The 21,379-nt window shown below is 38.9% G+C and carries 24 protein-coding genes and 1 pseudogene; 5 read left to right on the top strand and 20 right to left on the bottom strand.

Annotation, left to right across the window (positions count from 1 at the left end; translation table 11 throughout):
* Positions 1–60: 60 nt before the first annotated feature.
* The 6 genes from tolQ to J1G47_RS04175 form a co-directional block, all read right to left on the bottom strand.
* The gene (tolQ, locus tag J1G47_RS04200; RefSeq protein ID WP_012621536.1) at positions 61–741 is read right to left on the bottom strand and encodes a protein TolQ; all 681 of its coding nucleotides are present in this window, start codon (positions 739–741) and stop codon (positions 61–63) included.
* Positions 742–765: 24 nt separating this feature from the next.
* Positions 766–1,164, bottom strand: coding sequence for a tol-pal system-associated acyl-CoA thioesterase (gene ybgC / locus J1G47_RS04195; protein ID WP_005711394.1), 399 nt, complete (start codon positions 1,162–1,164; stop codon positions 766–768).
* 169 nt (positions 1,165–1,333) lie between these two features.
* Positions 1,334–1,624, bottom strand: a complete 291-nt coding sequence (locus tag J1G47_RS04190; protein ID WP_005711396.1) for a cyd operon YbgE family protein — start codon at positions 1,622–1,624, stop codon at positions 1,334–1,336.
* A gap of 1 nt (position 1,625) precedes the next feature.
* On the bottom strand, positions 1,626–1,724 hold the full coding sequence (locus J1G47_RS04185; RefSeq protein WP_005619000.1) for a CydX/CbdX family cytochrome bd oxidase small subunit: 99 nt from the start codon (positions 1,722–1,724) through the stop codon (positions 1,626–1,628).
* Between the two features lie 11 nt (positions 1,725–1,735).
* Complete coding sequence (gene cydB / locus J1G47_RS04180) at positions 1,736–2,884, bottom strand: cytochrome d ubiquinol oxidase subunit II (protein ID WP_010785889.1); 1,149 nt, start codon at positions 2,882–2,884, stop codon at positions 1,736–1,738.
* Between the two features lie 13 nt (positions 2,885–2,897).
* On the bottom strand, positions 2,898–4,448 hold the full coding sequence (locus J1G47_RS04175) for a cytochrome ubiquinol oxidase subunit I (RefSeq protein ID WP_005711400.1): 1,551 nt from the start codon (positions 4,446–4,448) through the stop codon (positions 2,898–2,900).
* Between the two features lie 429 nt (positions 4,449–4,877).
* Between J1G47_RS04175 and J1G47_RS04170 the strand changes: the two genes are divergently transcribed.
* The gene (locus tag J1G47_RS04170; RefSeq protein WP_005711402.1) at positions 4,878–5,222 is read left to right on the top strand and encodes a DUF5339 domain-containing protein; all 345 of its coding nucleotides are present in this window, start codon (positions 4,878–4,880) and stop codon (positions 5,220–5,222) included.
* A gap of 391 nt (positions 5,223–5,613) precedes the next feature.
* Here J1G47_RS04170 and J1G47_RS04165 read toward each other — a convergent pair whose 3' ends face one another.
* Together J1G47_RS04165 and typA are read right to left on the bottom strand one after the other, a co-directional pair.
* Positions 5,614–5,877, bottom strand: a complete 264-nt coding sequence (locus tag J1G47_RS04165) for a GrxA family glutaredoxin (protein ID WP_012621534.1) — start codon at positions 5,875–5,877, stop codon at positions 5,614–5,616.
* 48 nt (positions 5,878–5,925) lie between these two features.
* Complete coding sequence (gene typA / locus J1G47_RS04160; RefSeq protein ID WP_005711406.1) at positions 5,926–7,773, bottom strand: translational GTPase TypA; 1,848 nt, start codon at positions 7,771–7,773, stop codon at positions 5,926–5,928.
* A 263-nt stretch (positions 7,774–8,036) separates the two neighbouring features.
* Between typA and luxS the strand changes: the two genes are divergently transcribed.
* The 3 genes and pseudogenes from luxS to J1G47_RS04145 form a co-directional block, all read left to right on the top strand.
* Entirely contained in the window at positions 8,037–8,546 is a 510-nt protein-coding gene (gene luxS / locus J1G47_RS04155; RefSeq protein ID WP_021118024.1) for an S-ribosylhomocysteine lyase, read from the top strand.
* A gap of 116 nt (positions 8,547–8,662) precedes the next feature.
* Positions 8,663–8,842 (top strand): hypothetical protein, encoded by a 180-nt coding sequence (locus J1G47_RS04150; protein WP_160416548.1) that lies wholly within the window; start codon positions 8,663–8,665, stop codon positions 8,840–8,842.
* Positions 8,841–9,269 (top strand): annotated as a pseudogene (locus tag J1G47_RS04145) (ATP-binding cassette domain-containing protein); the annotation flags it as partial. The gene J1G47_RS04150 and the pseudogene J1G47_RS04145, both read left to right, overlap by 2 nt.
* 84 nt (positions 9,270–9,353) lie before the next feature.
* Here J1G47_RS04145 and iscX read toward each other — a convergent pair.
* On the bottom strand, positions 9,354–9,548 hold the full coding sequence (gene iscX / locus J1G47_RS04140) for a Fe-S cluster assembly protein IscX (RefSeq protein WP_005711410.1): 195 nt from the start codon (positions 9,546–9,548) through the stop codon (positions 9,354–9,356).
* On the bottom strand, positions 9,548–9,889 hold the full coding sequence (gene fdx, locus J1G47_RS04135) for an ISC system 2Fe-2S type ferredoxin (protein ID WP_005711412.1): 342 nt from the start codon (positions 9,887–9,889) through the stop codon (positions 9,548–9,550). Before fdx ends, iscX begins: the two co-directional genes overlap by 1 nt.
* A 246-nt stretch (positions 9,890–10,135) precedes the next feature.
* On the opposite strand from fdx, the gene J1G47_RS04130 reads away from it, so the two are divergent.
* Positions 10,136–11,107, top strand: a complete 972-nt coding sequence (locus J1G47_RS04130; RefSeq protein WP_012621529.1) for an IS110 family transposase — start codon at positions 10,136–10,138, stop codon at positions 11,105–11,107.
* 38 nt (positions 11,108–11,145) lie between these two features.
* On the opposite strand, the gene hscA is transcribed toward J1G47_RS04130, so the two are convergent.
* The 10 genes from hscA to J1G47_RS04080 form a co-directional block, all read right to left on the bottom strand.
* Entirely contained in the window at positions 11,146–13,002 is a 1,857-nt protein-coding gene (hscA, locus tag J1G47_RS04125; RefSeq protein WP_160428805.1) for a Fe-S protein assembly chaperone HscA, read from the bottom strand.
* A 174-nt stretch (positions 13,003–13,176) separates the two neighbouring features.
* Positions 13,177–13,812, bottom strand: coding sequence for a DUF2625 family protein (locus tag J1G47_RS04120; RefSeq protein ID WP_160404926.1), 636 nt, complete (start codon positions 13,810–13,812; stop codon positions 13,177–13,179).
* 120 nt (positions 13,813–13,932) lie between these two features.
* Entirely contained in the window at positions 13,933–14,454 is a 522-nt protein-coding gene (hscB, locus tag J1G47_RS04115) for a Fe-S protein assembly co-chaperone HscB (RefSeq protein WP_016528206.1), read from the bottom strand.
* 9 nt (positions 14,455–14,463) lie between these two features.
* Positions 14,464–14,787, bottom strand: coding sequence for an iron-sulfur cluster assembly protein IscA (iscA, locus tag J1G47_RS04110; protein ID WP_010785898.1), 324 nt, complete (start codon positions 14,785–14,787; stop codon positions 14,464–14,466).
* Between the two features lie 330 nt (positions 14,788–15,117).
* Positions 15,118–15,501, bottom strand: coding sequence for a Fe-S cluster assembly scaffold IscU (gene iscU / locus J1G47_RS04105; protein ID WP_010785899.1), 384 nt, complete (start codon positions 15,499–15,501; stop codon positions 15,118–15,120).
* A 164-nt stretch (positions 15,502–15,665) separates the two neighbouring features.
* A complete protein-coding gene (locus tag J1G47_RS04100; RefSeq protein WP_005713706.1) occupies positions 15,666–16,886 on the bottom strand; it encodes an IscS subfamily cysteine desulfurase in 1,221 nt (406 codons plus the stop codon).
* A 31-nt stretch (positions 16,887–16,917) separates the two neighbouring features.
* Positions 16,918–17,364: an Rrf2 family transcriptional regulator gene (locus J1G47_RS04095; RefSeq protein ID WP_005713704.1), complete on the bottom strand. Its 447-nt coding sequence runs from the start codon at positions 17,362–17,364 to the stop codon at positions 16,918–16,920.
* Between the two features lie 234 nt (positions 17,365–17,598).
* On the bottom strand, positions 17,599–19,686 hold the full coding sequence (locus tag J1G47_RS04090; protein ID WP_207326775.1) for a polysaccharide biosynthesis tyrosine autokinase: 2,088 nt from the start codon (positions 19,684–19,686) through the stop codon (positions 17,599–17,601).
* Between the two features lie 18 nt (positions 19,687–19,704).
* A complete protein-coding gene (locus J1G47_RS04085) occupies positions 19,705–20,148 on the bottom strand; it encodes a low molecular weight protein-tyrosine-phosphatase (protein WP_010785901.1) in 444 nt (147 codons plus the stop codon).
* A 3-nt stretch (positions 20,149–20,151) separates the two neighbouring features.
* Positions 20,152–21,309 (bottom strand): polysaccharide export protein, encoded by a 1,158-nt coding sequence (locus J1G47_RS04080; RefSeq protein WP_207326774.1) that lies wholly within the window; start codon positions 21,307–21,309, stop codon positions 20,152–20,154.
* Between the last annotated feature and the right edge of the window lie 70 nt (positions 21,310–21,379).

The following is a 21,379-nucleotide window of genomic DNA, read 5'->3' as shown; positions in this document are numbered from 1 at the left end:
CCTCTTTATCTATCCATTCAAACTACCACAACAAGCGGTAGCATTTCACTTAATTTTTACTTATTTTTTCGCAAACGCTTTGCGATGTAGAATTGTGGTGAACTCATCAATAAAGTTCACATAATTCTGCTCTAATTTGCCTACACGCAAGTTCAAACGGTTATATGCCATTACTGCAGGAATTGCTGCAAATAAACCAATCGCTGTGGCAATTAATGCTTCGGCAATACCTGGTGCAACAGATTGTAAGGTTGCTTGTTTTACCGCACTTAGTCCCATAAATGAGTGCATAATCCCCCAAACTGTTCCAAATAAACCAATATATGGGCTGATCGAACCAACAGTACCTAAGAACGGAATGTAATTTTCAAGTTCTTCTAATTCACGGTTTAATGCAAGATTCATTGCACGGCTAGAACCTTGAATAATTGACTCTGGCGAATCTGGGTTTGCTTGCTGTAAGCGGTTAAATTCTTTAAAACCAACGTAGAAAATTTGTTCAGCTCCAGTTAAACCATCTCGACGATGTTCTAACCCTTCGTGTAAACGATGTAAATCTTCGCCAGACCAAAAACGATCTTCAAAGTTTAAAGAATCTTTTTTAGCTCTTGTTAATACGCGGCTACGTTGAATAATCACTGCCCAAGATAACACGGAAAAAGAGATCAGTATTAAGATAACTAACTTAACAACAATACTCGCTTCCATAAATAATGAAACTAAATTAAATTCAGTTGCCATTGATAAAAACTCCAAATAAAACAATTACATTGAGATTATAGCGTTAAAAGCCTGCTTAATATCTTCAGGTATGGCGATTGCTTTCATTTTTGCTAGATCAACACTCACGACAACCACACTCACTTCACACAAGCACTCCTCATCTCGCCATAATGTCTGTTTAAAGACTATTTTTGCACCCTTTAGTTCAGAAATAATGCTTTTAACTGTGAGAAAATCATCTAAATAAGCAGGTTTTTTATAGTCAATATCCATTTTTTTCACAACAAAAGCCATTGATTGACTTAATAATAGCTGTTGAGAAAAGCCTAATTGACGTAAAAATTCTGTTCTTGCACGCTCAAAAAAATGTAAATAACGCGCGTGATAAACCACACCACCTGCATCAGTATCTTCATAATACACACGAATAGGAAAATCCATTGCAATGCCCTATCTATCTTTCCAAAACGAAAAACGCCCAAAAATCAGGCGTAAATTACTCGCCATTTTAGAGAGAGAAAAATCGTTGTGCAAGTATTTTTAGAAATAAATTAAATATAAAACAAGCAATATGATAAGAACCCATTGCTTTGGGTTCTTAATTTAAAGGCTAATGCAGCACGACTAATGCAATTAATGAAGGTAAGATAATGGCATATCCCAACAACGGCATAAAAACCATTTGCCATCGTGTTGATTTAATCTCAAAGCCAAAACCGTGAACAAATAAAATCAACATACCATAGAAAACGCCTGCTACTAAATAAGGAATTTTTCCACCAAAGTAGAGAGCAAAGGTGTTGGAATAGAGCAATATCATTGCAAACATTGCAATAGAAAGGATAAAAGAAAGGGCTTGTAGCCAGCCCTTTCTTGTGAGTTGATAGAGTGAATTAACCATCTTACTCGTCAAACTTACCTGTTTTTTCAATACTTACAGTGATTACTGTTGCAAACAGAATAGCAAGTAACACACCTAGTACCCAAGTTACATAAAACATATTGGTTCTCCTTAGTATAAACTTGCACTTTTCTCTTCAATATATTTAGCGTCAAGACGACCAAACATTTTGAAGTAAGTCCACACAGTATAAGCTAATACGATTGGAACGAAGATACACGCCACAATAAACATTACTGTTAATGTGTTATGGCTTGCAGTTGCATCCCACATTGTTAAACTCATTTCTGGGTGAGTAATTGACGGCATTACGAATGGGAACATTGCAACACCTGCCGTTAAGATCACGCCCGCTTGCATAATTGATGAACATAAGAATGCAAGTCCACCATTATTTGCTTTAGAGCTAACCACAGTACCTAATGCACCAATCACCGCTAAACCAGGAATGATGAATAATACAGGCATTTCAAAGTAGTTTTTGAACCAAGCACCGCTTTCTAATACGACTGTTTTGTTCACTAAACTAGATTGACCATTGTGATCCAAAGCACTGGTAATCACAAAGCCATCTTTGAAGTAAACCCAAACACCTGCAAGTAAGAATGCACCTAACGCTACTAAAGCGGTCACTTGAGCAACATTTCTTACACGGTTACGCAATTCGCCCGTTGTTTTCATTTGTAACCAAGTTGCACCTTGAGTGGTGAGCATCATTAAACTTACCACACCGCAAAGTAATGCAAATGGATTTAATAAGCCTAATAATTTCCAAAGGGTTGAACCTTCGTAAGTTACTTGGTTTAACTCGTTAAAGTGGAATGGTACGCCTTGTAATAAGTTACCGAATGCAACACCAAAGATTAATGATGGAACGAAACCTCCCACAAATAATCCCCAGTCCCAAGTATTACGCCATTTTTGATCATCAATTTTCGCACGGTATTCAAAGCCCACTGGACGGAAGAATAATGCCGCTAGAACTAAGATCATCGCCAAATAGAAACCTGAGAATGATGCTGCATAAACCGTTGGCCAGGCTGCAAAGATCGCACCACCTGCAGTTAATAACCAAACTTGGTTACCGTCCCAGTGCGGAGCGATTGAGTTAATCATTACACGGCGTTCAACATTGCTTTTACCTACCATTGGTAATAGGGTTAATACTCCCATATCGAAACCATCGGTAATCGCAAAGCCGATTAAAAGTACACCAATTAAAATCCACCAAATAAAGCGTAGAACTTCATAATCTAACATATTTTACTCCTACTTATTTCGCAGATTGTTCAAAGTGGTAACGACCTGTTTTTAATGCACTTGGGCCAAGACGACCATATTTGAACATTAAATACATTTCAACTACCAAGAATACGGTATATAAACCACATAGCAAGCCGATTGAGATCCAAAGATCTGCCGCTGTTAATGCAGAGTTCGCAACCCCTGTTGGCAATACTTCGTACACTGCCCAAGGCTGACGACCATACTCAGCTAAGAACCAACCGCTTTCAATCGCAATCCAAGGAAGTGGAATACCCCATAACAATGCTTTTAATAACAATGGTTTAGTACCTACTGTACCGCGTACATTTTGAACAAATGCTGCGATAATGAGTAATAACATTAAACCACCGGCAATCATCATAATACGGAATGACCAGAATGTTGGACCTACGTTTGGAATAGTATCCGCTGCTGCTTTTAAGATTTGCTCTTCTGTTGCATCAATAACTTTATCTGTATATGGTTTTAAAAGTAAACCAAAGCCAAGATCTTTTTGAACCGCTTTAAATGCTTCTTTATCTGCTTCAGTATAGTTACCAGAACGTAATTTTTCTAATAAACCATAAGCAACAATACCATTGCGTACACGTTGTACATTCTCTTCACGAAGATCTTTCAAACCTTTAATTTCTTTGTCTAAAGAACGCGTTGCGATAATACCTGCAGCATAAGGAATTGAAATTGCCATTTCATTTTTCATTTCAGCGGTGTTAGGAATAACAAACGCATTCCACGCAGCTGGAGCTGGGTGAGTTTCAAATTCACCTTCCATTGCCGCCAATTTCACAGGCTGTGCTTTACCGATTTCATAGCCTGACTCATCACCCATGATTAATACAGAAATGATGGCGACTAAACCGAAACTTGCACCTACTGAGAATGAACGACGAGCAAATCCAAGATCACGACCTTTTAAGATATAGTATGCACTAATACCTAATACGAAGATCGCACCACAGGTATAGCCCGCTGAAACAGTGTGTAAGAATTTAGATTGTGTTACTGGGTTTAGCACTAAGTCAGAGAAACTGACCATTTCCATACGCATTGTTTCAAAGTTAAATTCTGAACCTGCAGGGCTTTGCATCCAACCGTTAGCAACTAAGATCCACAAAGCAGAGAAGTTAGAACCAAATGCGACCGCAAAAGTCGTTAGTAAGTGTTTACCTTTTGATAAACGATCCCAACCAAAGAAGAAAAGACCAATAAAGGTAGATTCTAAGAAGAACGCCATTAAGCCTTCAATCGCTAATGGAGCACCAAAAATATCACCCACATAATGAGAATAATATGACCAGTTAGTACCGAATTGGAATTCCATTGTAATCCCTGTCGTTACCCCTAGAGCAAAGTTAATACCAAATAACTTACCCCAGAACTTTGTCATATCCTTATACACTTCTTTACCTGTTGTTACATATAAGGTTTCCATCACCACAAGAACGAAAGAAAGGCCTAATGTAAGCGGTACAAATAAGAAGTGATAGAGAGCAGTTAAAGCAAACTGCAAACGTGAGAGTTCAACAACGTCTAACATCTCAAACCTCTTTATATATACAAGTCTGAATTATTGATTACAAGAATACCAAGTAATCCCCCAATCAACATTGTTTTTGCACAGTTACCAATCAAAGATTAATAAGTAGCAATAATGTCAAGAATCTATTCTACTCGTAAATAAGCAAATAAAAAATAGCAAAATTATTACATTGATCACATTTTTGAGCTAAATATTTAAAAAATATGAAATTTATATTGTTACAACTTGATATAAATCAAGTTAGGCAAAATACCACTCATTTATCTGCTTAGCAGCTTTGTAAATTATTTGTGAATAGAATTTCTAGATTTAACAAATTATTTACACCGTAGATAAAGATCCTTAAATAGTACGTGACGATACCTTGAGATCTATGTTAATATGCGTAACTTTCATCTAACAGTTAAACTAATCATTAGGAACACTATGAAAAACGCTATTTTACGTTCAATGATTATCGCAACTGGTGCGTTATTCATTGCAATAAGTGGTTTCACTACTGAATTGAAAACATCTTCACTGGTAATGACCAAACCTCAAACCAATGGCATATTACCTGAACAGTGCCAAAAAATGTTTCAAGAAGTTGATAAACTGATTGCTGATGCAGAAAAACAACCTGGTACACATACTCAAATGCAGACAATGAAGAACAAACTCTCTTCATCAAAACAACAGATCCTCAAATTAGATCTCATCATGCAGAAAAAAAGTTGTAATAAAGGGCTGGTTGCGCTTAATGGACTGAAACACAATAGCAATGGAGAGTAAAGAACACGATCTATGTGATCTCATACCCTGCGATATTACTCCCGACAGTCTAAATATTTATAATGATTTCTTAATTGCTATTTTGTCTATTACACCAGCTCCTATATTGATAATTCTATTCATCATAATAGGTTCCCATATGAAATAAGTATTCTAAATTCATAAAAAAACTGATCTCATATCTAAATATAACGATTTTTAATAGACTAAAATAATGAATAATTTTTGTTGATTAGAAAGTTAAAGCCTTATAACAATAAGGCTTTAACCTAATTCTTATATAAATTTTTGTATACAATCCCTTAAAAAGCTCTCTCATATGTCAGGAGCCTATTATAGGCAATGCTACAGATTAACTAACCGAATTCCAAATGGGTAAGTTAAAATCTTCTTATAATTTAATTCCAAACTTCTCTTCTATAAGAGGAGCAAAATCCGAATAACCGCCAACGTGAACCTCATCTAAAAAGATTTGTGGCACAGTCGCAACAGGTTTACCCACACGCGGTTCTAAATCTTGTTTTTCAATACCTTCAGCGATCATATCGACAAATTTAAAATCGAAATCAGGTAATTCTGCTTTCATTTTTTCTGCAAGCTGTTTTGCTCGAACGCAATAAGGGCAACTTAATCTGCCGTAAATTTCTACAAACATTTTTAATCTCCTATAAATTATTAGGGGCATTGTTGCCCCTACTTCTCATTACTTCGTGCTGGTACTTGTCGTGGTACGACTTGCACGTTTACGTTCTACTTCAGTGAGTAATTTTTTACGAATACGCACTGATTTTGGTGTTACTTCCACTAACTCGTCATCATCAATAAATTCTAACGCTTGTTCCAAGCTGAATTTAACTGGCGTTGTTAAGGTTAAAGCATCATCTTTACCTGACGCACGCATATTGGTGAGTTTTTTCCCTTCAAGCGGGTTTACGGTTAGGTCATTTGAACGGCTGTGAATACCAATTACTTGCCCTTCATAAATTTCTGCACCGTGATCGATCATTAATTTACCACGATCTTGTAGTGCATAGAGCGAGTAAGCAAGGGCTTTACCTGTGCCGTTTGAAATCAATACGCCGTTAATACGCTGACCAATTTCACCTGCTTTTACATCGTCATAGTGGCTGAAACTTGAGTAAAGTAAGCCTGTACCTGATGTCATCGTCATAAACTCATTACGGAAACCGATTAAGCCACGGCTTGGAATAATGTATTCTAAACGAGTACGACCTTTACCATCTGGGATCATATCACGCACTTCACCTTTACGGATACCAAGCGCTTCCATCACCGCCCCTTGATGTTGTTCTTCAATATCAATGGTCACTTGCTCAAACGGCTCTTGTTTACGACCATCAATCTCTTTGAAAATTACTTTTGGACGAGATACCGCTAATTCATAACCTTCACGACGCATATTTTCGATTAATACAGACAAGTGCAATTCACCACGACCCGATACGCTGAAAACATCAGAGTCATCAGTTTCTTCTACGCGTAATGCGACGTTATGCACTAACTCTTTCTTCAAACGCTCTAAAATTTGGCGTGAAGTAACGAATTTACCTTCTTGACCGCAGAAGGGTGATGTGTTTACACAGAAGAACATTGTCACTGTCGGTTCATCAACAGATAAAGCTGGAAGTGCTTCAACATTGTTGATGTCACATAAGGTATCTGAAATGTTTAATTCGCCTAAACCTGTAATCGCAATGATGTCGCCGGCATAGGCTTCGGTGGCTTCATAGCGTTGTAAGCCTAAGTGACCTAACACTTGACCAACACGACCATTACGGGTTTTACCTTCTGCATCAATGACAGTCACAGGTTGGTTAGGTTTAACCGTACCACGTTTGATACGGCCGATACCGATAACACCTAGATATTTGCTGTAATCCAACTGTGAAATTTGCATTTGGAACGGTGCATCAAGTTCAACATCTGGCGGAGAAACTTGCCCTACAATTGCTTCAAAGAGCGGATCCATATTTGGTGCAAGATCTTCGTGATCCAAACCTGCAACACCATTTAATGCAGAAGCATAAATAATTGGGAAATCTAATTGTTCGTCTGTCGCACCAAGGTTCACGAATAAGTCGAATACTTGATCCACCACCCAGTCAGGGCGAGCACCTGGGCGGTCAACTTTATTGATAACCACGATAGGTTTTAAACCGTGAGCAAATGCTTTTTGGGTTACGAAACGGGTTTGTGGCATTGGACCGTCAAAGGCATCGACCACAAGTAATACCGAGTCCACCATTGAAAGTACACGCTCAACTTCACCACCGAAGTCTGCGTGTCCTGGGGTATCTACGATATTGATACGATAGCCGTTCCAGTTAATTGCGGTATTTTTCGCAAGAATGGTAATGCCACGCTCTTTCTCAAGGTCGTTGGAGTCCATTACACGTTCATCTACATCACCACGAGAAGTGTCTAATGTGCCTGAAAGTTTTAATAATTTATCAACCAGCGTGGTTTTGCCGTGGTCAACGTGAGCAATGATTGCGATATTACGCAGTTTTTGAGTATCTAATTGTTGCATTGAAATAACTTAATTGTAGGGTGGGGCTCGCCCACCGAGAATAAAAAATAATGAGCTAAAGCTCATCTGACGAAATCCAAAATTGTGATGAAGATCACAAAAGACGAGCGATTATACAGAATTTTGATTGAACTGACTAGAAAGCAAGCGGTTTGTTTGAAGTAAAAATTTGCAAATTATTTCGAATAACTTACCGCTTGTATGAAAACTCAGGCTTAAATAGGCTATAATCCCCACATAATTTTATTTATTGGAGAATCGTTATGCCTTTACTAGATAGCTTTAAAGTGGATCACACTCGTATGAACGCTCCTGCGGTGCGTGTTGCAAAAACAATGACAACCCCGAAGGGAGATACGATTACTGTGTTTGATTTGCGTTTTGTCCGTCCAAACATTGAGATTTTATCACCTCGTGGTATTCATACGATGGAACATTTATTTGCTGGTTTTATGCGTGATCATCTCAATAGCGATACCGTTGAAATTATTGATATTTCCCCGATGGGTTGCCGTACGGGATTTTATATGTCGTTAATTGGTTCACCTTCGGCTGAAGAAGTGGCAAAAGCGTGGGAAGCCTCTATGCGTGATGCGTTAGAAAAAGTGCCTGATGAGTCTAAAATTCCTGAATTAAACGAATATCAATGTGGCTCTTATAAAGAACACTCTTTAGCTGATGCACACGAAATTGCGCGTAATGTGTTAAAACAACCGATTGGTATTAACCGTAACGAAGATTTAGCATTAGATGAGAAATTGCTAAATCCATAGTTATTGCTACGGAACTAACAATAGTTTCTTTTCAAATGGTAGGGACGCACTGAGTGTGTCCGCTACATTTATCACCTTTCAATTTTTACTCCCCATCATACTTATAAGGAAAGCTCGTGTTAAATAAATTATTTGGTTGGTTTGAAAATCGCATTAATCCTTATCCAGAAGATATGCCGAATACACCTCGAGCAAAGGTTATTTCTTTTATTTTTGAAAGCATCAAAGGAATGAGAAGCTATTTTGTGGCGTTTGATGCTCGGACAAAGTATGAGCTTTTATCAGGACGAGGTTGAGCGAGCCTCCGCCTCTGATTTTATTCCGCTTCTCAGTGATGCTAAAGGCAGAACAGGCTATGATGCACATGTTGGCGAGCGAGGGGTTAAACTGTCTGGTGGGCAACGGCAACGTATTGCGATTGCTCGTGTGATGTTGAAAGACGCACCGATTTTATTATTAGATGAAGCAACCAGTGCCTTAGACTCTGAAGTGGAAGTCGCTATTCAAGAAAATTTGACCGAATTAATGGAAGGGAAAACTGTCGTTGCCATTGCACACCGTTTATCGACCATTATGGCAATGGATCGCTTGATTGTATTAGATAAAGGCGAAATTGTTGAGCAAGGTAGTCACGAGGAATTATTAGCTCTCAATGGTGTCTATGCAAAACTGTGGGCTCATCAAAGTGGTGGGTTCTTGCAGGAATTACAGGACAATATATAAGATAGAAGAACTATTTAAATCAAAGAGTTGGTAAGAATCAGGAATATAATTATTACCAACTTTTTGTTCTACAGCCCTATGGGGTTATTCATACTCTTCTAACCAAATCGTTAAAATCGCTTCCAAGATATGTTCATTTGACGCTTCTGGATCATCATCAAAATCTTCCATCTCGCAGATCCATTTGTGCATATCAGTAAAACGCACGGTGGTTGGATCTAAATCTGGGTTCATATCATACAGATTTTCTGCGATCATTCTTACATCAGTCCATTTCATTAGTGTGCTGCCTCATTTGCGTGATTTAAGTTATATTTTGGAATTTCAACAACGAGATCTTCTTCACCCACGATACATTGACAAGACAAACGGCTGTCGATTTCTAAGCCCCACGCTTTGTCTAACATATCTTCTTCTTGATCTGATGTTTCATTTAAGCTGTCAAAACCTTCACGAATTACAACGTGACAAGTAGTGCAAGCACAAGAACAGTCACAAGCGTGATGAATTTCAACTCCTGCATTGTGAGCAACTTCTAATAAGTTTTCACCTGTTTGAGCTTCAACAACCATACCCTCTGGGCAAAATTCTTCGTGTGGAAGAAAAACAATTTTTGGCATAATGTCCTCTAATATCTTCTGTTTATTTGTAGGGACACACTGCGTGTGTCCGTTATTTATTTTGCGGACACACGCAGTGTGTCCCTTGTATATTAAAATTATAGTAAACTAGCAACATAAACCATAACGTTATCCACAGCTTGGGTGTCCCTAGAGCTAAAACTCGTTCTGTAGCGTAGGCGTGGATAACTTCATCAGCAAAACCGAACAGTTGAAATATAAACCCGAATACAAGGCAGGTTACCGATGAACGCTCCGATTTATTGTGGTATTGATGTTGCTAAACGCAATTTCGTGATTGGTTTTTCCCATCAGAAAAAGACCAAAACCGAAACCAATAACGCCAAAGGTATTCAACATACCTTGGACTATTTAAGCCAGTTTAATGTGGCTCTGATAACGCTTGAAGCAACGGGTGGATTAGAAATCCCCGTGGCAAAAGCCCTTGCTCGAGCAGGTTATCGTGTATTTATTGCTAATCCACTGAAAGCCAGTGAGTTTGCAAAATCTCAAACGAGAGCCAAAACCGATGCAAAAGATGCGGTTAATCTCGCTTTCTATGGGCTCACTTGTGAGCTTAAAGGCGAAGTAGAGCATCAGTTGTATGTTCCGCTTTCTGAGCAAGAAGAACAGCTGGAAGCCCTTGTGGTTCGCCGTCGTCAGCTTGTCGATATGCGAGTAGCAGAGCTAAATCGTTTGCAACAAAGCCACGAAACCCAGTTGGACAATATCCAACAACACATTGAAATGCTTGATAAATTAATCGCCGAACTTGATAAAGATATCGACGACCAAAGTAAGCATTTTAGTGATAAAGCTGACCTTATCTCAGACATCAAAGGCGTTGGCAAAAATTGCGTCGCCGTGATGATGTCAAGCCTGCCGGAATTAGGCAAGCTAAGCAGCAAAAGAATTGCCTCACTCGTTGGCGTTATTCCGCATCCACAGGAAAGCGGTCAATGGAAAGGAAAATCCTTTTGCTATGGTGGTCGAGCGATTGTTCGTAATGCCTTATATATGGCAGCACTATCGGCAATTCGCTTTGAACCTGTTTTTAAAGCCTTTTACACCCGATTGGTTGCAAAAGGCAAAGCGAAGAAAGTCGCTATTATGGCGTGTATGCGTAAACTGCTAACCATTATGAATGCGTTGGTTAGACGCAATGAAAAATGGGATGCTACACGCTACTTATCCACAGAATCTGTGGGTCAAAATTGAATAACTTTTTTGTGTGTAAACACAGTTGCTACTGGATTTTATCCCATCACCTCATCAACCGCCTTACCTGCTAAGGCTTTTTGAATGGATAAATTCATTCGTCTGGCGGCAAATTCTTGGGTGGCAAGATCAAGATCTTTAATACCTTGCTGGATAGCTTGGCGATCTGTTCCTTGTTTTGCGTAAATCAATTTCTGTAATTCCGCTTCAATCCCTTTAAATTCATCAACCGAAAGTAGCTCTGCACCATCTTCTTGCAACGCAATGACAACGCTATCAATCACACGATCTGCCTCCACACGCTGTTCCGCCAGCTGACGGGCTTCCATATCTTGCTTCGCATTCGTCATTGACGATTTAATCATTTCAGTGACTTCTTCGTCCGTTAAACCGTAAGACGGCTTAATTTGGATAGAGGCTTGCACTTTGGTTGATTTTTCCATTGCGGTGACACTCAGTAACCCGTCCGCATCAACTTGATAAGTCACGCGAATGTGTGCTGCACCAGCGACCATCGGAGGAATACCACGCAAGGTAAAACGTCCAAGTGAACGGCAATCATCGACTAACTCACGTTCACCTTGTACAACGTGAACCGTCATCGCAGTCTGTCCATCTTTAAATGTGGTGAACTCTTGTGCTTTTGCCACAGGAATAGTGGTATTGCGTGGAATGATTTTTTCTACTAATCCGCCCATCGTTTCAATTCCTAGCGAAAGTGGCACCACATCTAATAACAACATTTCTGCATCAGGCTTATTGCCGACTAAAATATCCGCTTGAATAGCCGCCCCCAACGCCACCACTTTATCGGGGTCAATAGAGGTTAATGGCGTTTTGCCGAAAAACTCGCCCACTTGTTCACGCACAAAAGGCACTCTCGTTGAACCACCAACCATCACCACTTCACGCACTTCTTGAGCTTCTACCCCAGCATCTTTCAAGGCTCGGCGACAAGTCATTAACGAGCGTTTTACAAGCGGTTGGATTAGCTCATTAAATTGCAAACGGCTGATTTCACCCTGCCAATTTGCAAATTTTGCAGTAAAACTCTCCGCTTGTGACAAGCCAATTTTCACTTGAGTGGCAAGAGTAAGTAGTTCACGTTGCTGACTTACTGTATTTGGCTGAATACCTGCTTGTTCCGCAATCCAATTCGCTAACAGATGATCGAAATCATCGCCACCTAAAGCGGTATCGCCACCTGTTGCCAAAACTTCAAACACACCACGGCTCAGGCGTAAAATCGAAATATCAAAAGTACCGCCACCTAAGTCATATACGGCAATAACACCTTCTTGACCACTGTCCAAACCATAAGCAATAGCCGCAGCAGTTGGCTCATTTAATAAACGCAGTACATTAAGCCCTGCCAAACGAGCGGCATCTTTGGTACTTTGACGTTGTGCATCATCAAAATAAGCAGGTACAGTAATCACCACGCCAGCCAATTCGCCTGCTAAGCGTTTTTCTGTAAATTGATTTAAGTGACTTAAAATATCGGCAGACACTTCAATCGGACTTTTATTGCCTTGTAGCGTTTGAATTAACGGCAAGCCGTTATCCGTCGCAACAAATTGATAAGGTAAATTTGGATAACGCTGTTCAACATCTGCCAAAGAACGACCAATTAAACGCTTTACAGAAATCACTGTATGTTGCGGATCAGCTACTGCTTGCTCAAAGGCTTCCACACCAACAACTTTATTCTCAGCAGCATAATGTACTACCGACGGCACTAACGCACGCTCTTTCTCATCAAGTAATACCTGAGCTTGTCCGCTACGCACCGTTGCTACTAAAGAATTTGTCGTCCCAAGGTCAATCCCCACCGCCAAGCGATGTTGGTGCGGCGCTGCCGTTTGCCCTGGTTCTGCAATTTGAAGTAATGACATTTTATTATCTCTCTATAACTCATTCCCCTCCCCCGTTTACGGGGGAGGGCTAGGGAGGGGGGGATTGTCCGTTAGGACAACTACAAGCGGTTTGATTTTGAAAAAATTTTGCAAACTTCGTTTGCCCCCATCCGCCTTCGGCACCTTCCCCCGTAAACGGGGGAAGGGATTATGTTAATTCACCGCATACCCCATATCATCAGGTGCAAATGTCGCTTGATAATGGCGTTCAATCGGTTGTTTTTGTTTTGTGTCTAAATTTATCACTTGATTGCCGTTTAAATCTGCAATCTCAGCTTGCCAATTTTCACTACGCAGGCTGTGGTAAAAACTAGCAGTATCGGCAGTTAATGCCCAGCCGATAAATTGTGAATAATTTAAGCCAATACTTTCCCATTTCTGCTTTTTCGGGTGGAAATAATAAACTAAACCGACTTTTTCGCCTAATCCGCCCCCGTTCACCGCAAAATAACCACCAATGGCATCATCAGCAATCAGTAAATGAAACGGTCTTTCGCCCGATTGTTCAAAGGTTTTACCAAAATTCCACTCAAACAAACCGCGTGGCAGTTTCTCATTACCCGAACCTAAAATGCGTAACCAGCCGTGATCGACTAAAATACCGCCCGTTTCATAAATTACCGCACCCAGTGGCGTACTTGTCGGTAACTGCATTCCCACCAATTCTGCCCCTGCATTTTCCACATCTCTCGGCAGGATTTCATAATGGTTATTCGCTTGCTTGAACCAATCTTGCATAATTGGCCAAGCGGATTTTTGTTTATCGTTCAGTTCTTCGAGGGTTTTCATATTTATTTTTCTATGTAGGGACGCCACGCTTGGCGTCCATTCTTTAGATGAGTGAAAAGTCTATATTCAATGGACGCCAAGCGTGGCGTCCCTACTTTCTTTTGTGCGAATACCACACAATTAAAACTCAAACAACTTCTCTTCTACTCGCTCAACTTCTACCAATAATTTTTTAATAAAACGAAGTTTATCGTTAATGGCTAGTGCGTCCGTCCATTGTTGAGCACTGAGAGCCTGTTCAAGTTGTTGCAAAATGACTTTTTGCTGTTGCTCAATCTCTTGGGTGAAAGCGGTGAGATCCGCTTCGTTTTTTGTGGTTTCAATGCTTTCTAAGGTTTCACGCCATTCCATTTGTTGCATTAAAAACGCCATATCTCGGTTACTTTTTTGCTCAATATCTTGCTGTTCACCCGTATGAATAGCGATGATCGCTTCAGCACGCAAAATCGGATCTTTGAGAATATGTAACGCATCATTAATTTCCGCCGATTTCTGCATTGCTAAACGCTGTTCTGTCGCAGAACTTGCCGCAAAATTATCGGGGTGAAGCGATTTTTGTAAGGCTAAATAACGCTCAGAGAGTTGAGCATTATCTACTTGGAATTGCACAGGCAGATCAAAAAGCGTAAATGGATTTGACATCAGAACCTCTTAGACGTTAAAACTTTCACCACAACCACATTCGTTTTTCACATTTGGGTTGTTGTACTTAAATCCTTCGTTTAATCCTTCTTTGACAAAATCTAATTCTGTACCACTCAGGTAAACAAGGCTTTTTTCATCGACGATAATTTTAACACCGTGTTGTTCAAAAACGTGATCATCTTCGTTTAATACATCAACAAATTCAAGGACATAAGCTAACCCTGAACAGCCAGACGTTTTAACACCCAACCTTAAACCAATGCCTTTGCCACGGTTTTCAAGGAAGGTACGAACACGATCTGCCGCAGTTTCTGTTAGGGTGATACTCATTTTTTCTCCTTGTGAATATAGTTAATTTTAAAAAGATCTCATTCCCCTCTTTAGTAAAGAGGGGTTAGGGGAGATTTGTCAAACGAATAAACGAAGTGAGAGATAATTCAGAACAGAGTTACTGTTATTTGGGAATAAACAATTTATATTCTTCGTTCTTTACTTCTGCCAAATCTCCCCCAGCCCCTCTTTGCTAAAGAGGGGAGCAGAGCGAAGTAAATTTTCTTTCATTCGTCTGATACAATAAAACCTTTTTAAAATTAACAATAAACGAAAACACAAGCGGTCAGATTTGCAAATTTTTCGCAAAAACCAACCGCTTGTTAAAGATTACTTACCGTTTTTCTCTTTGTAATCTGCAATCGCTGCTTTAATTGCATCTTCTGCAAGAATTGAGCAATGTACTTTTACTGGTGGTAATTCAAGCTCTTCTGCGATGTCGCTGTTTTTGATTGCTTGAGCTTCATCTAATGATTTGCCTTTTACCCATTCAGTAATAAGTGAGCTTGATGCAATCGCTGAACCGCAACCGTAAGTTTTGAAACGAGCATCTTCAATGATACCTTGTTCGTTCACTTTAATTTGAAGTTGCATTACGTCACCACACGCTGGTGCGCCCACCATACCTGTACCGATATCTGATGCTTTTTTGTCGAATGAACCTACGTTACGTGGGTTTTCATAGTGATCAATAACTTTATCGCTGTATGCCATTTTTTAATTCCTCTGTTTTATTCTGCCCCCGTTTACGGGGGAAGTGGTTGAGCGAAGCGAAACCGAAGGGGGATTGAATATATAGAAAAATTTACTTGATTATTTGCCCCCATCACCTTGCTTCGCAAGGTACTTCCCCCATTACATGGGGGAAGAATTTCATTTTAATGATGCGACCACTCAATTGAGTTTAAGTCGATACCTTCTTTGAACATATCCCAAAGTGGTGAAAGTTCACGTAATTTTGTTACTGCTTTTTTCACGATTTCGATAGTGTGATCGATCTCTTCTTCCGTTGTCCAACGACCGATTGAGAAACGGATTGAGCTATGTGCTAATTCATCGTTTAAGCCTAATGCACGAAGTACGTAAGATGGCTCTAAACTTGCAGAAGTACAAGCAGAACCTGAAGATACCGCAATGTCTTTTAATGACATCATCATTGACTCGCCTTCAACAAAGTTAAAGCTGATATTCAGGTTACTATCAACACGTTTACCTGCTTCCATTGTACCGTTCACATACACTTCTTCCATATCTTTGAAACCGTTGTATAAACGGTCACGAAGTGCTTTGATGCGTGGCATTTCAGTTACCATTTCTTCTTTTGCGATACGATATGCTTCCCCCATACCAACGATTTGGTGAACAGGTAATGTACCTGAACGCATACCACGCTCGTGGCCACCACCGTGAATGATCGCTTCTAAACGTACACGAGGCTTACGGCAAACATATAAACCGCCGATACCTTTTGGCCCGTAAAGTTTATGGCTTGAGAAAGACATTAAATCTACGTTTAATGCTTGAACATCCACAGGGATTTTACCTACTGATTGTGTTGCATCCACGTGGAAAATGATTTTTTTTGCACGGCAGATTTTACCGATCTCTTCGATTGGTTGAATAACGCCGATCTCATTGTTCACCTGCATTACGGAGACTAAAATTGTGTCTGGACGAATTGCAGCTTCTAATTTAGCAATATCCACTAAACCTGTTGTTTCAGGCTCTAAATAGGTCACTTCAAAACCTTCACGCTCTAACTGACGGCACGTATCTAATACCGCTTTATGTTCAGTTTTAACCGTGATGATGTGTTTACCTTTGGTTTGGTAGAAATGTGCTGCACCTTTAATTGCCAGGTTGTCAGACTCGGTTGCACCTGAAGTGAATACGATTTCACGAGCATCTGCACCGATTAAATCAGCGATTTGATTACGAGCTACATCAACCGCTTCTTCTGCTTCCCAACCAAATTTGTGAGAACGAGATGCAGGGTTACCAAACACGCCGTCCTTTGTCATATATTCCATCATTTTTTTTGCAACACGCTCATCAACGGGCGTAGTTGCGGCATAATCCAAATAAATTGGTAATTTCATTGTTACTCCTAACTAAGAGATTTTTATAAGATTAATGGTGATGATCGTGGCAGTGAGAACTCTCACAATCGTGATCGCTATTTTCTTCAACTAATTCGGCTAAAGTTATCGTATGTAAATACTGTTCGATTTGATTTTCTAAACGCTCCCACAACGAATGGGTTAAACAACGACTGTTATTACTGCAATTCCCATTGCCTTTACATTTAGATACATCAACACTTTCATTCACAGCGGCAATAATCAAGCTCACATTAATTTCCTCAGGCGTTTTTGCTAACTGATAGCCACCGCCAGGGCCTCTCACACTATGCACAAGACCTTCTCGGCGAAGTTGTGCAAAAAGTTGCTCTAAATAAGAAAGTGAAATGGCTTGGCGATCTGAAATATCTACCAAACTCACAGGCATATCTTTGCCATGCAACGCAATATCTAAAATTGCAGTTACAGCATAACGTCCTCGTGAAGTTAATTTCATACTCAAACCTTTTAAAAATGCTCGATTGTTAAGAAAGAATTCTATATACCCTACTAATTTAGTCAATATTTCTACACAAATTAAATCAAAAGGTTTTTTTAATCAATTTGCTAATCTTATTCACATAAACATTATTTTAAAGTTTAGATAAAACACTAAGCGGCGAAATTCTAAACTATTTTTATAACCATAGTTAAAATCCCACCGCTTACATCAAGATTACAAAGTTAGCAACTATTTGTAATCATATTGATAATAATCATAACGATTAGAAGCCTTACGTTTTATACCATTCAAAATAAAACCTTTAATAAAGACCCCTGCACGTTCAAAACGTTCTTTAGCTAATCCAACTTCTTTAAGTGTAGTTTCACCAAAACGCCCAACAAGTAAAGATGTTCCTGCATACCTACCAATAATAGCTGCATCTGTAACAGCCAAAATAGGCGCTGTATCCACTATCACTAAATCATATTCTTTTGCCGCCCATTCTAATAGTGCCTGAAAACGAGCATTAGATAGTAATTCAGATGGATTTGGTGGAGTTTCTCCTTTAACAATAATATCAAAATTATCATAATGTTGAATCACTTGTTCAAAAGGAATTTGCTGTGCAATCACATCACTCAATCCAACCTCTTTTGCTAAACCTAATAATCGACGCAAATAACTCCTTCTTAAATCTGCATCAATTAACAACACCTTGTGCCCAGCTTTAGCAAGAACATTAGCCAAATTGGTTGAAATAAAACTTTTTCCCACAGACGGAGAAGCTCCAGAAATCATTAATATATTATTTTTAGCTTCTAACATTGCAAAATGCAAACTTGTACGCAAACTACGCAAAGCCTCAACTGCTGGATCTGTAGGCGTTGACTCCGACAATAATTTAAAATGCTGAACCTTATGCTTAGAAAAAATAGGCTGTTCATTTGAATATGGAATCATAGCATACGTTGGCAAGCCTAACACATCTAATTCAGATGTTCCCTCAATACCTCTATGCAGTAGCGTTTTCGCTATCGCAGTAACTGAGGCAAAGATAAGTCCTAACATAAATGCCGAGGCAACCACAATCATTTTTCTAGGTGAAACGGCATTAGGCAAAACTTGCGCCTCATCTAAAATACGAACATTTCCTACCGTACTAGCCTTAACAATTTCTAACTCTTGCATTTTATTCAACAATTGAATATAAATTTGCTGGTTTACCTCCAAATCTCGAGTTAACCGAATAACCTCTTTTTGAGTATTAGGTAAACGTTCTACTTGTTTATTTAAACGAATTTTTTCCTCATTTAATACTTTACGCTTATCAATCAAAGCAACATAAGCAGGGTGATTTCGAGTGAATTTCTGAGAAATTTCACTCTCCTTTAATGTTAACTCATTTAAATCTGCTTCTAACTGAACTATAGTATCTAATGCTGATTTAGCTTCTAGACTGAGATCTACTGATTCATTTTTTAAGCGGAATTCATTCAAATTATTCTCAGACTCTGCCAAACGAGCTTTAAGTTCTGGTAATTGTTTAGACAAAAACTCTAAACTCTTAGACGCTTCTGCAGAATCACGAACAATATTTTGCAGCAAATAATTTTCAGATACACTCTTTACTATCTTCTTAATTTGAGCTTTATTCTCTCCATTAATAGAAATTTCAATAATGCCTGTCTGCTTACCACTCTCTGTTACCGAAATTTGTTTTTGTAAAGAGTTAATTGCTAACAACACATCATTCTTTTTAATTTTAAATAATTGTCCTGGCTTAGCCTCTAATTCAGAAATCGCAAACGAAAAATCTTCCGTTTGATACTTTTTCCCAATGCTCCCTTCAAGAACTTTTTCATCTGCGAAAAATAATGAGAACTCTCCAGCATTCTCCCCAACCTCCAAAATCATCTCTTTCATCTGAGGATTCTTAAGCTCAAATAAAGAGAGCGACAATTGTGGTTCATATCCCATCAAACGATGAAGACCTTTACTAAGAAAAGGGATCGAGAATTGAGGTTCAACTACCGTAGTTAAATTAAGTTGCTCAACAGTATTAGATAAAACCATTCTTGATTTTAAAATTGCAATTTCAGTACTTGAAGATGATTCACCCTCTAAAATTCCTGGGAAATCGTTTAAAAGCCCCCTTGAAGATTTACTTTCTACTTGAATTGAAGCATTCGCAGTGTAAACAGGCGGAGCTAGTAAAACATAAGCAACACCAAATAACGTCACCAACAATGTAAAAAGAGCTATCCACCACTTATAATCTAATAAAGCCCCCAACAACTTTACTAAATCAATTTCATCATGATTATTTTCATTCATCTTTTAACTGCCTTAAAATTAGAGTTTCAATTTCCATCTCAATGCTGCATCCTCAATCAATGCATAAACCTCTCGGAACATATCTTCACTTTGACGATAAGGATCTGGAATATCTTTATTGCTATCCAACCAATGACCAAATAACATGACTTTTCCAGAACTTTCTGGTGAAATTTGTCGAACCAAGTCAATATGACCTTTTTCCATGACAAGAATCAAGTCTACATTCTTACATAGTTCAGACGTTAATTGCTGTGAACGATGTTCAGAAAGATCCACTCCACGAGAAATAGCAACTTGTTGCATTGTTGGATCTACACCTTTTCCAACTAAATGGCTACGCTCAGCTGAAATACCTGCTGAAAAAATACGCTTTTCAGGAAAATATTGTTTTAATAATTTTTCTCCGACGGGGGAGCGGCATATATTACCGATACAAACAACTAAAATACTTCCAAACATTAATTACCAATTCCTCACTCTTAAGATAGACTCTGTTAGATTATTGAAACCAGATAATGACGGAACAACATGGGCAATCACTCTATTCCAACGAGTTGCTGGCGCTGTTGTCACATAAACAATGTCATAAGGTTTTAAATAAAACTCTGTTCCTAATACATAGGAAGTTGCATTAGTCAAATCCAATTGATAAATATCTGCAATCTTATCTGTTTTTTCAGCTTCATTTGAAACCGTTGACTTATTTACATCACGTTGACCACGAATAACAAAAATACCCGTTGCATCTGCAGATAATTTATCAATTCCCCCACTTTGAGCAATTGCTTCAGTTAACGTCATACCATAATGAGTAATTTTCAACATCTGAGGTTTTGACACTTCCCCCACAATAAACACCTTATTCGCATCATTGCGTGGAATATGAACCACATCGCCATCAGATAACAAACGATTCTGCGTTAAATTACCAAATTGAATCAATTCTGCTAAAGAGACTTTCTCCTCTTTGCCATGACGAGTAATAGTCACATTATGCCAATCCGCATTATCAGACAATCCTCCAGCCTTATTTACAGCATCTAACAAAGTTAGAGGAATATTAGTTAAAAATTGCTGTCCTGGATTCTTGATTTCGCCTGTTATATATGCTTTTTTAGATTGATATGCTGCAACAGTCACTTCAATTTGAGGATCGGTAACATAGGCAGATAGCTGCTTCGCCAATTTATCTCTCACCTGATTAACCGTTAGTCCTACAACCTCAACTTTTCCGACATAAGGGTAAAAAATCGTTCCATTGGCATGGACTTGGTTACCTGATTCAGCAGCTGAACGATAAGCACCTGCAGGTGTTGTCAACTCTGGGTGATCCCACACTGTGACATTTAATATGTCGCCTACACCAATTTTATATTGATAACTTTTCAATTGTTGTTCTAATCGAGCATTAACTTTAGCCACAGATACACGAGGCGCTAATTGCTTAACCAAAGACGGGGTAATTAAATAAGCATCAACAACTTTAGCAATATCTACTTTTTCTCCTCTTACTTTTACATTTGAATTAATAGGAGATTGTGTCGTAGGATAAACTGTAGCACATCCAGATAAAGATAAAGCAATTCCGGTGGCGATAAGAGCTTGAGTTAGTTTACGCATAGTTTGTTCCTTATTTATATAATTAATAGAAGTCTATTATAACAAGTGGTTTGATTTTGTAAAAATTCTC

Origin of the sequence: Glaesserella parasuis (genome assembly GCF_017352235.1) — a bacterium.
Taxonomy (GTDB): domain Bacteria; phylum Pseudomonadota; class Gammaproteobacteria; order Enterobacterales; family Pasteurellaceae; genus Glaesserella; species Glaesserella parasuis.
Note: the sequence above shows the minus strand (reverse complement) of the source record. Positions and strands in the feature narration are given on the sequence as shown.

What these genes read in the sequence shown, in the direction of transcription:
- tolQ (WP_012621536.1), bottom strand. Translation starts at nt 741, where the DNA reads ATGGCAACTGAATTTAATTTAGTTTCATTATTTATGGAAGCGAGTATT.
- ybgC (WP_005711394.1), bottom strand. Translation starts at nt 1,164, where the DNA reads ATGGATTTTCCTATTCGTGTGTATTATGAAGATACTGATGCAGGTGGT.
- J1G47_RS04190 (WP_005711396.1), bottom strand. Translation starts at nt 1,624, where the DNA reads ATGGTTAATTCACTCTATCAACTCACAAGAAAGGGCTGGCTACAAGCC.
- J1G47_RS04185 (WP_005619000.1), bottom strand. Translation starts at nt 1,724, where the DNA reads ATGTTTTATGTAACTTGGGTACTAGGTGTGTTACTTGCTATTCTGTTT.
- cydB (WP_010785889.1), bottom strand. Translation starts at nt 2,884, where the DNA reads ATGTTAGATTATGAAGTTCTACGCTTTATTTGGTGGATTTTAATTGGT.
- J1G47_RS04175 (WP_005711400.1), bottom strand. Translation starts at nt 4,448, where the DNA reads ATGTTAGACGTTGTTGAACTCTCACGTTTGCAGTTTGCTTTAACTGCT.
- J1G47_RS04170 (WP_005711402.1), top strand. Translation starts at nt 4,878, where the DNA reads ATGAAAAACGCTATTTTACGTTCAATGATTATCGCAACTGGTGCGTTA.
- J1G47_RS04165 (WP_012621534.1), bottom strand. Translation starts at nt 5,877, where the DNA reads ATGTTTGTAGAAATTTACGGCAGATTAAGTTGCCCTTATTGCGTTCGA.
- typA (WP_005711406.1), bottom strand. Translation starts at nt 7,773, where the DNA reads ATGCAACAATTAGATACTCAAAAACTGCGTAATATCGCAATCATTGCT.
- luxS (WP_021118024.1), top strand. Translation starts at nt 8,037, where the DNA reads ATGCCTTTACTAGATAGCTTTAAAGTGGATCACACTCGTATGAACGCT.
- iscX (WP_005711410.1), bottom strand. Translation starts at nt 9,548, where the DNA reads ATGAAATGGACTGATGTAAGAATGATCGCAGAAAATCTGTATGATATG.
- fdx (WP_005711412.1), bottom strand. Translation starts at nt 9,889, where the DNA reads ATGCCAAAAATTGTTTTTCTTCCACACGAAGAATTTTGCCCAGAGGGT.
- J1G47_RS04130 (WP_012621529.1), top strand. Translation starts at nt 10,136, where the DNA reads ATGAACGCTCCGATTTATTGTGGTATTGATGTTGCTAAACGCAATTTC.
- hscA (WP_160428805.1), bottom strand. Translation starts at nt 13,002, where the DNA reads ATGTCATTACTTCAAATTGCAGAACCAGGGCAAACGGCAGCGCCGCAC.
- J1G47_RS04120 (WP_160404926.1), bottom strand. Translation starts at nt 13,812, where the DNA reads ATGAAAACCCTCGAAGAACTGAACGATAAACAAAAATCCGCTTGGCCA.
- hscB (WP_016528206.1), bottom strand. Translation starts at nt 14,454, where the DNA reads ATGTCAAATCCATTTACGCTTTTTGATCTGCCTGTGCAATTCCAAGTA.
- iscA (WP_010785898.1), bottom strand. Translation starts at nt 14,787, where the DNA reads ATGAGTATCACCCTAACAGAAACTGCGGCAGATCGTGTTCGTACCTTC.
- iscU (WP_010785899.1), bottom strand. Translation starts at nt 15,501, where the DNA reads ATGGCATACAGCGATAAAGTTATTGATCACTATGAAAACCCACGTAAC.
- J1G47_RS04100 (WP_005713706.1), bottom strand. Translation starts at nt 16,886, where the DNA reads ATGAAATTACCAATTTATTTGGATTATGCCGCAACTACGCCCGTTGAT.
- J1G47_RS04095 (WP_005713704.1), bottom strand. Translation starts at nt 17,364, where the DNA reads ATGAAATTAACTTCACGAGGACGTTATGCTGTAACTGCAATTTTAGAT.
- J1G47_RS04090 (WP_207326775.1), bottom strand. Translation starts at nt 19,686, where the DNA reads ATGAATGAAAATAATCATGATGAAATTGATTTAGTAAAGTTGTTGGGG.
- J1G47_RS04085 (WP_010785901.1), bottom strand. Translation starts at nt 20,148, where the DNA reads ATGTTTGGAAGTATTTTAGTTGTTTGTATCGGTAATATATGCCGCTCC.
- J1G47_RS04080 (WP_207326774.1), bottom strand. Translation starts at nt 21,309, where the DNA reads ATGCGTAAACTAACTCAAGCTCTTATCGCCACCGGAATTGCTTTATCT.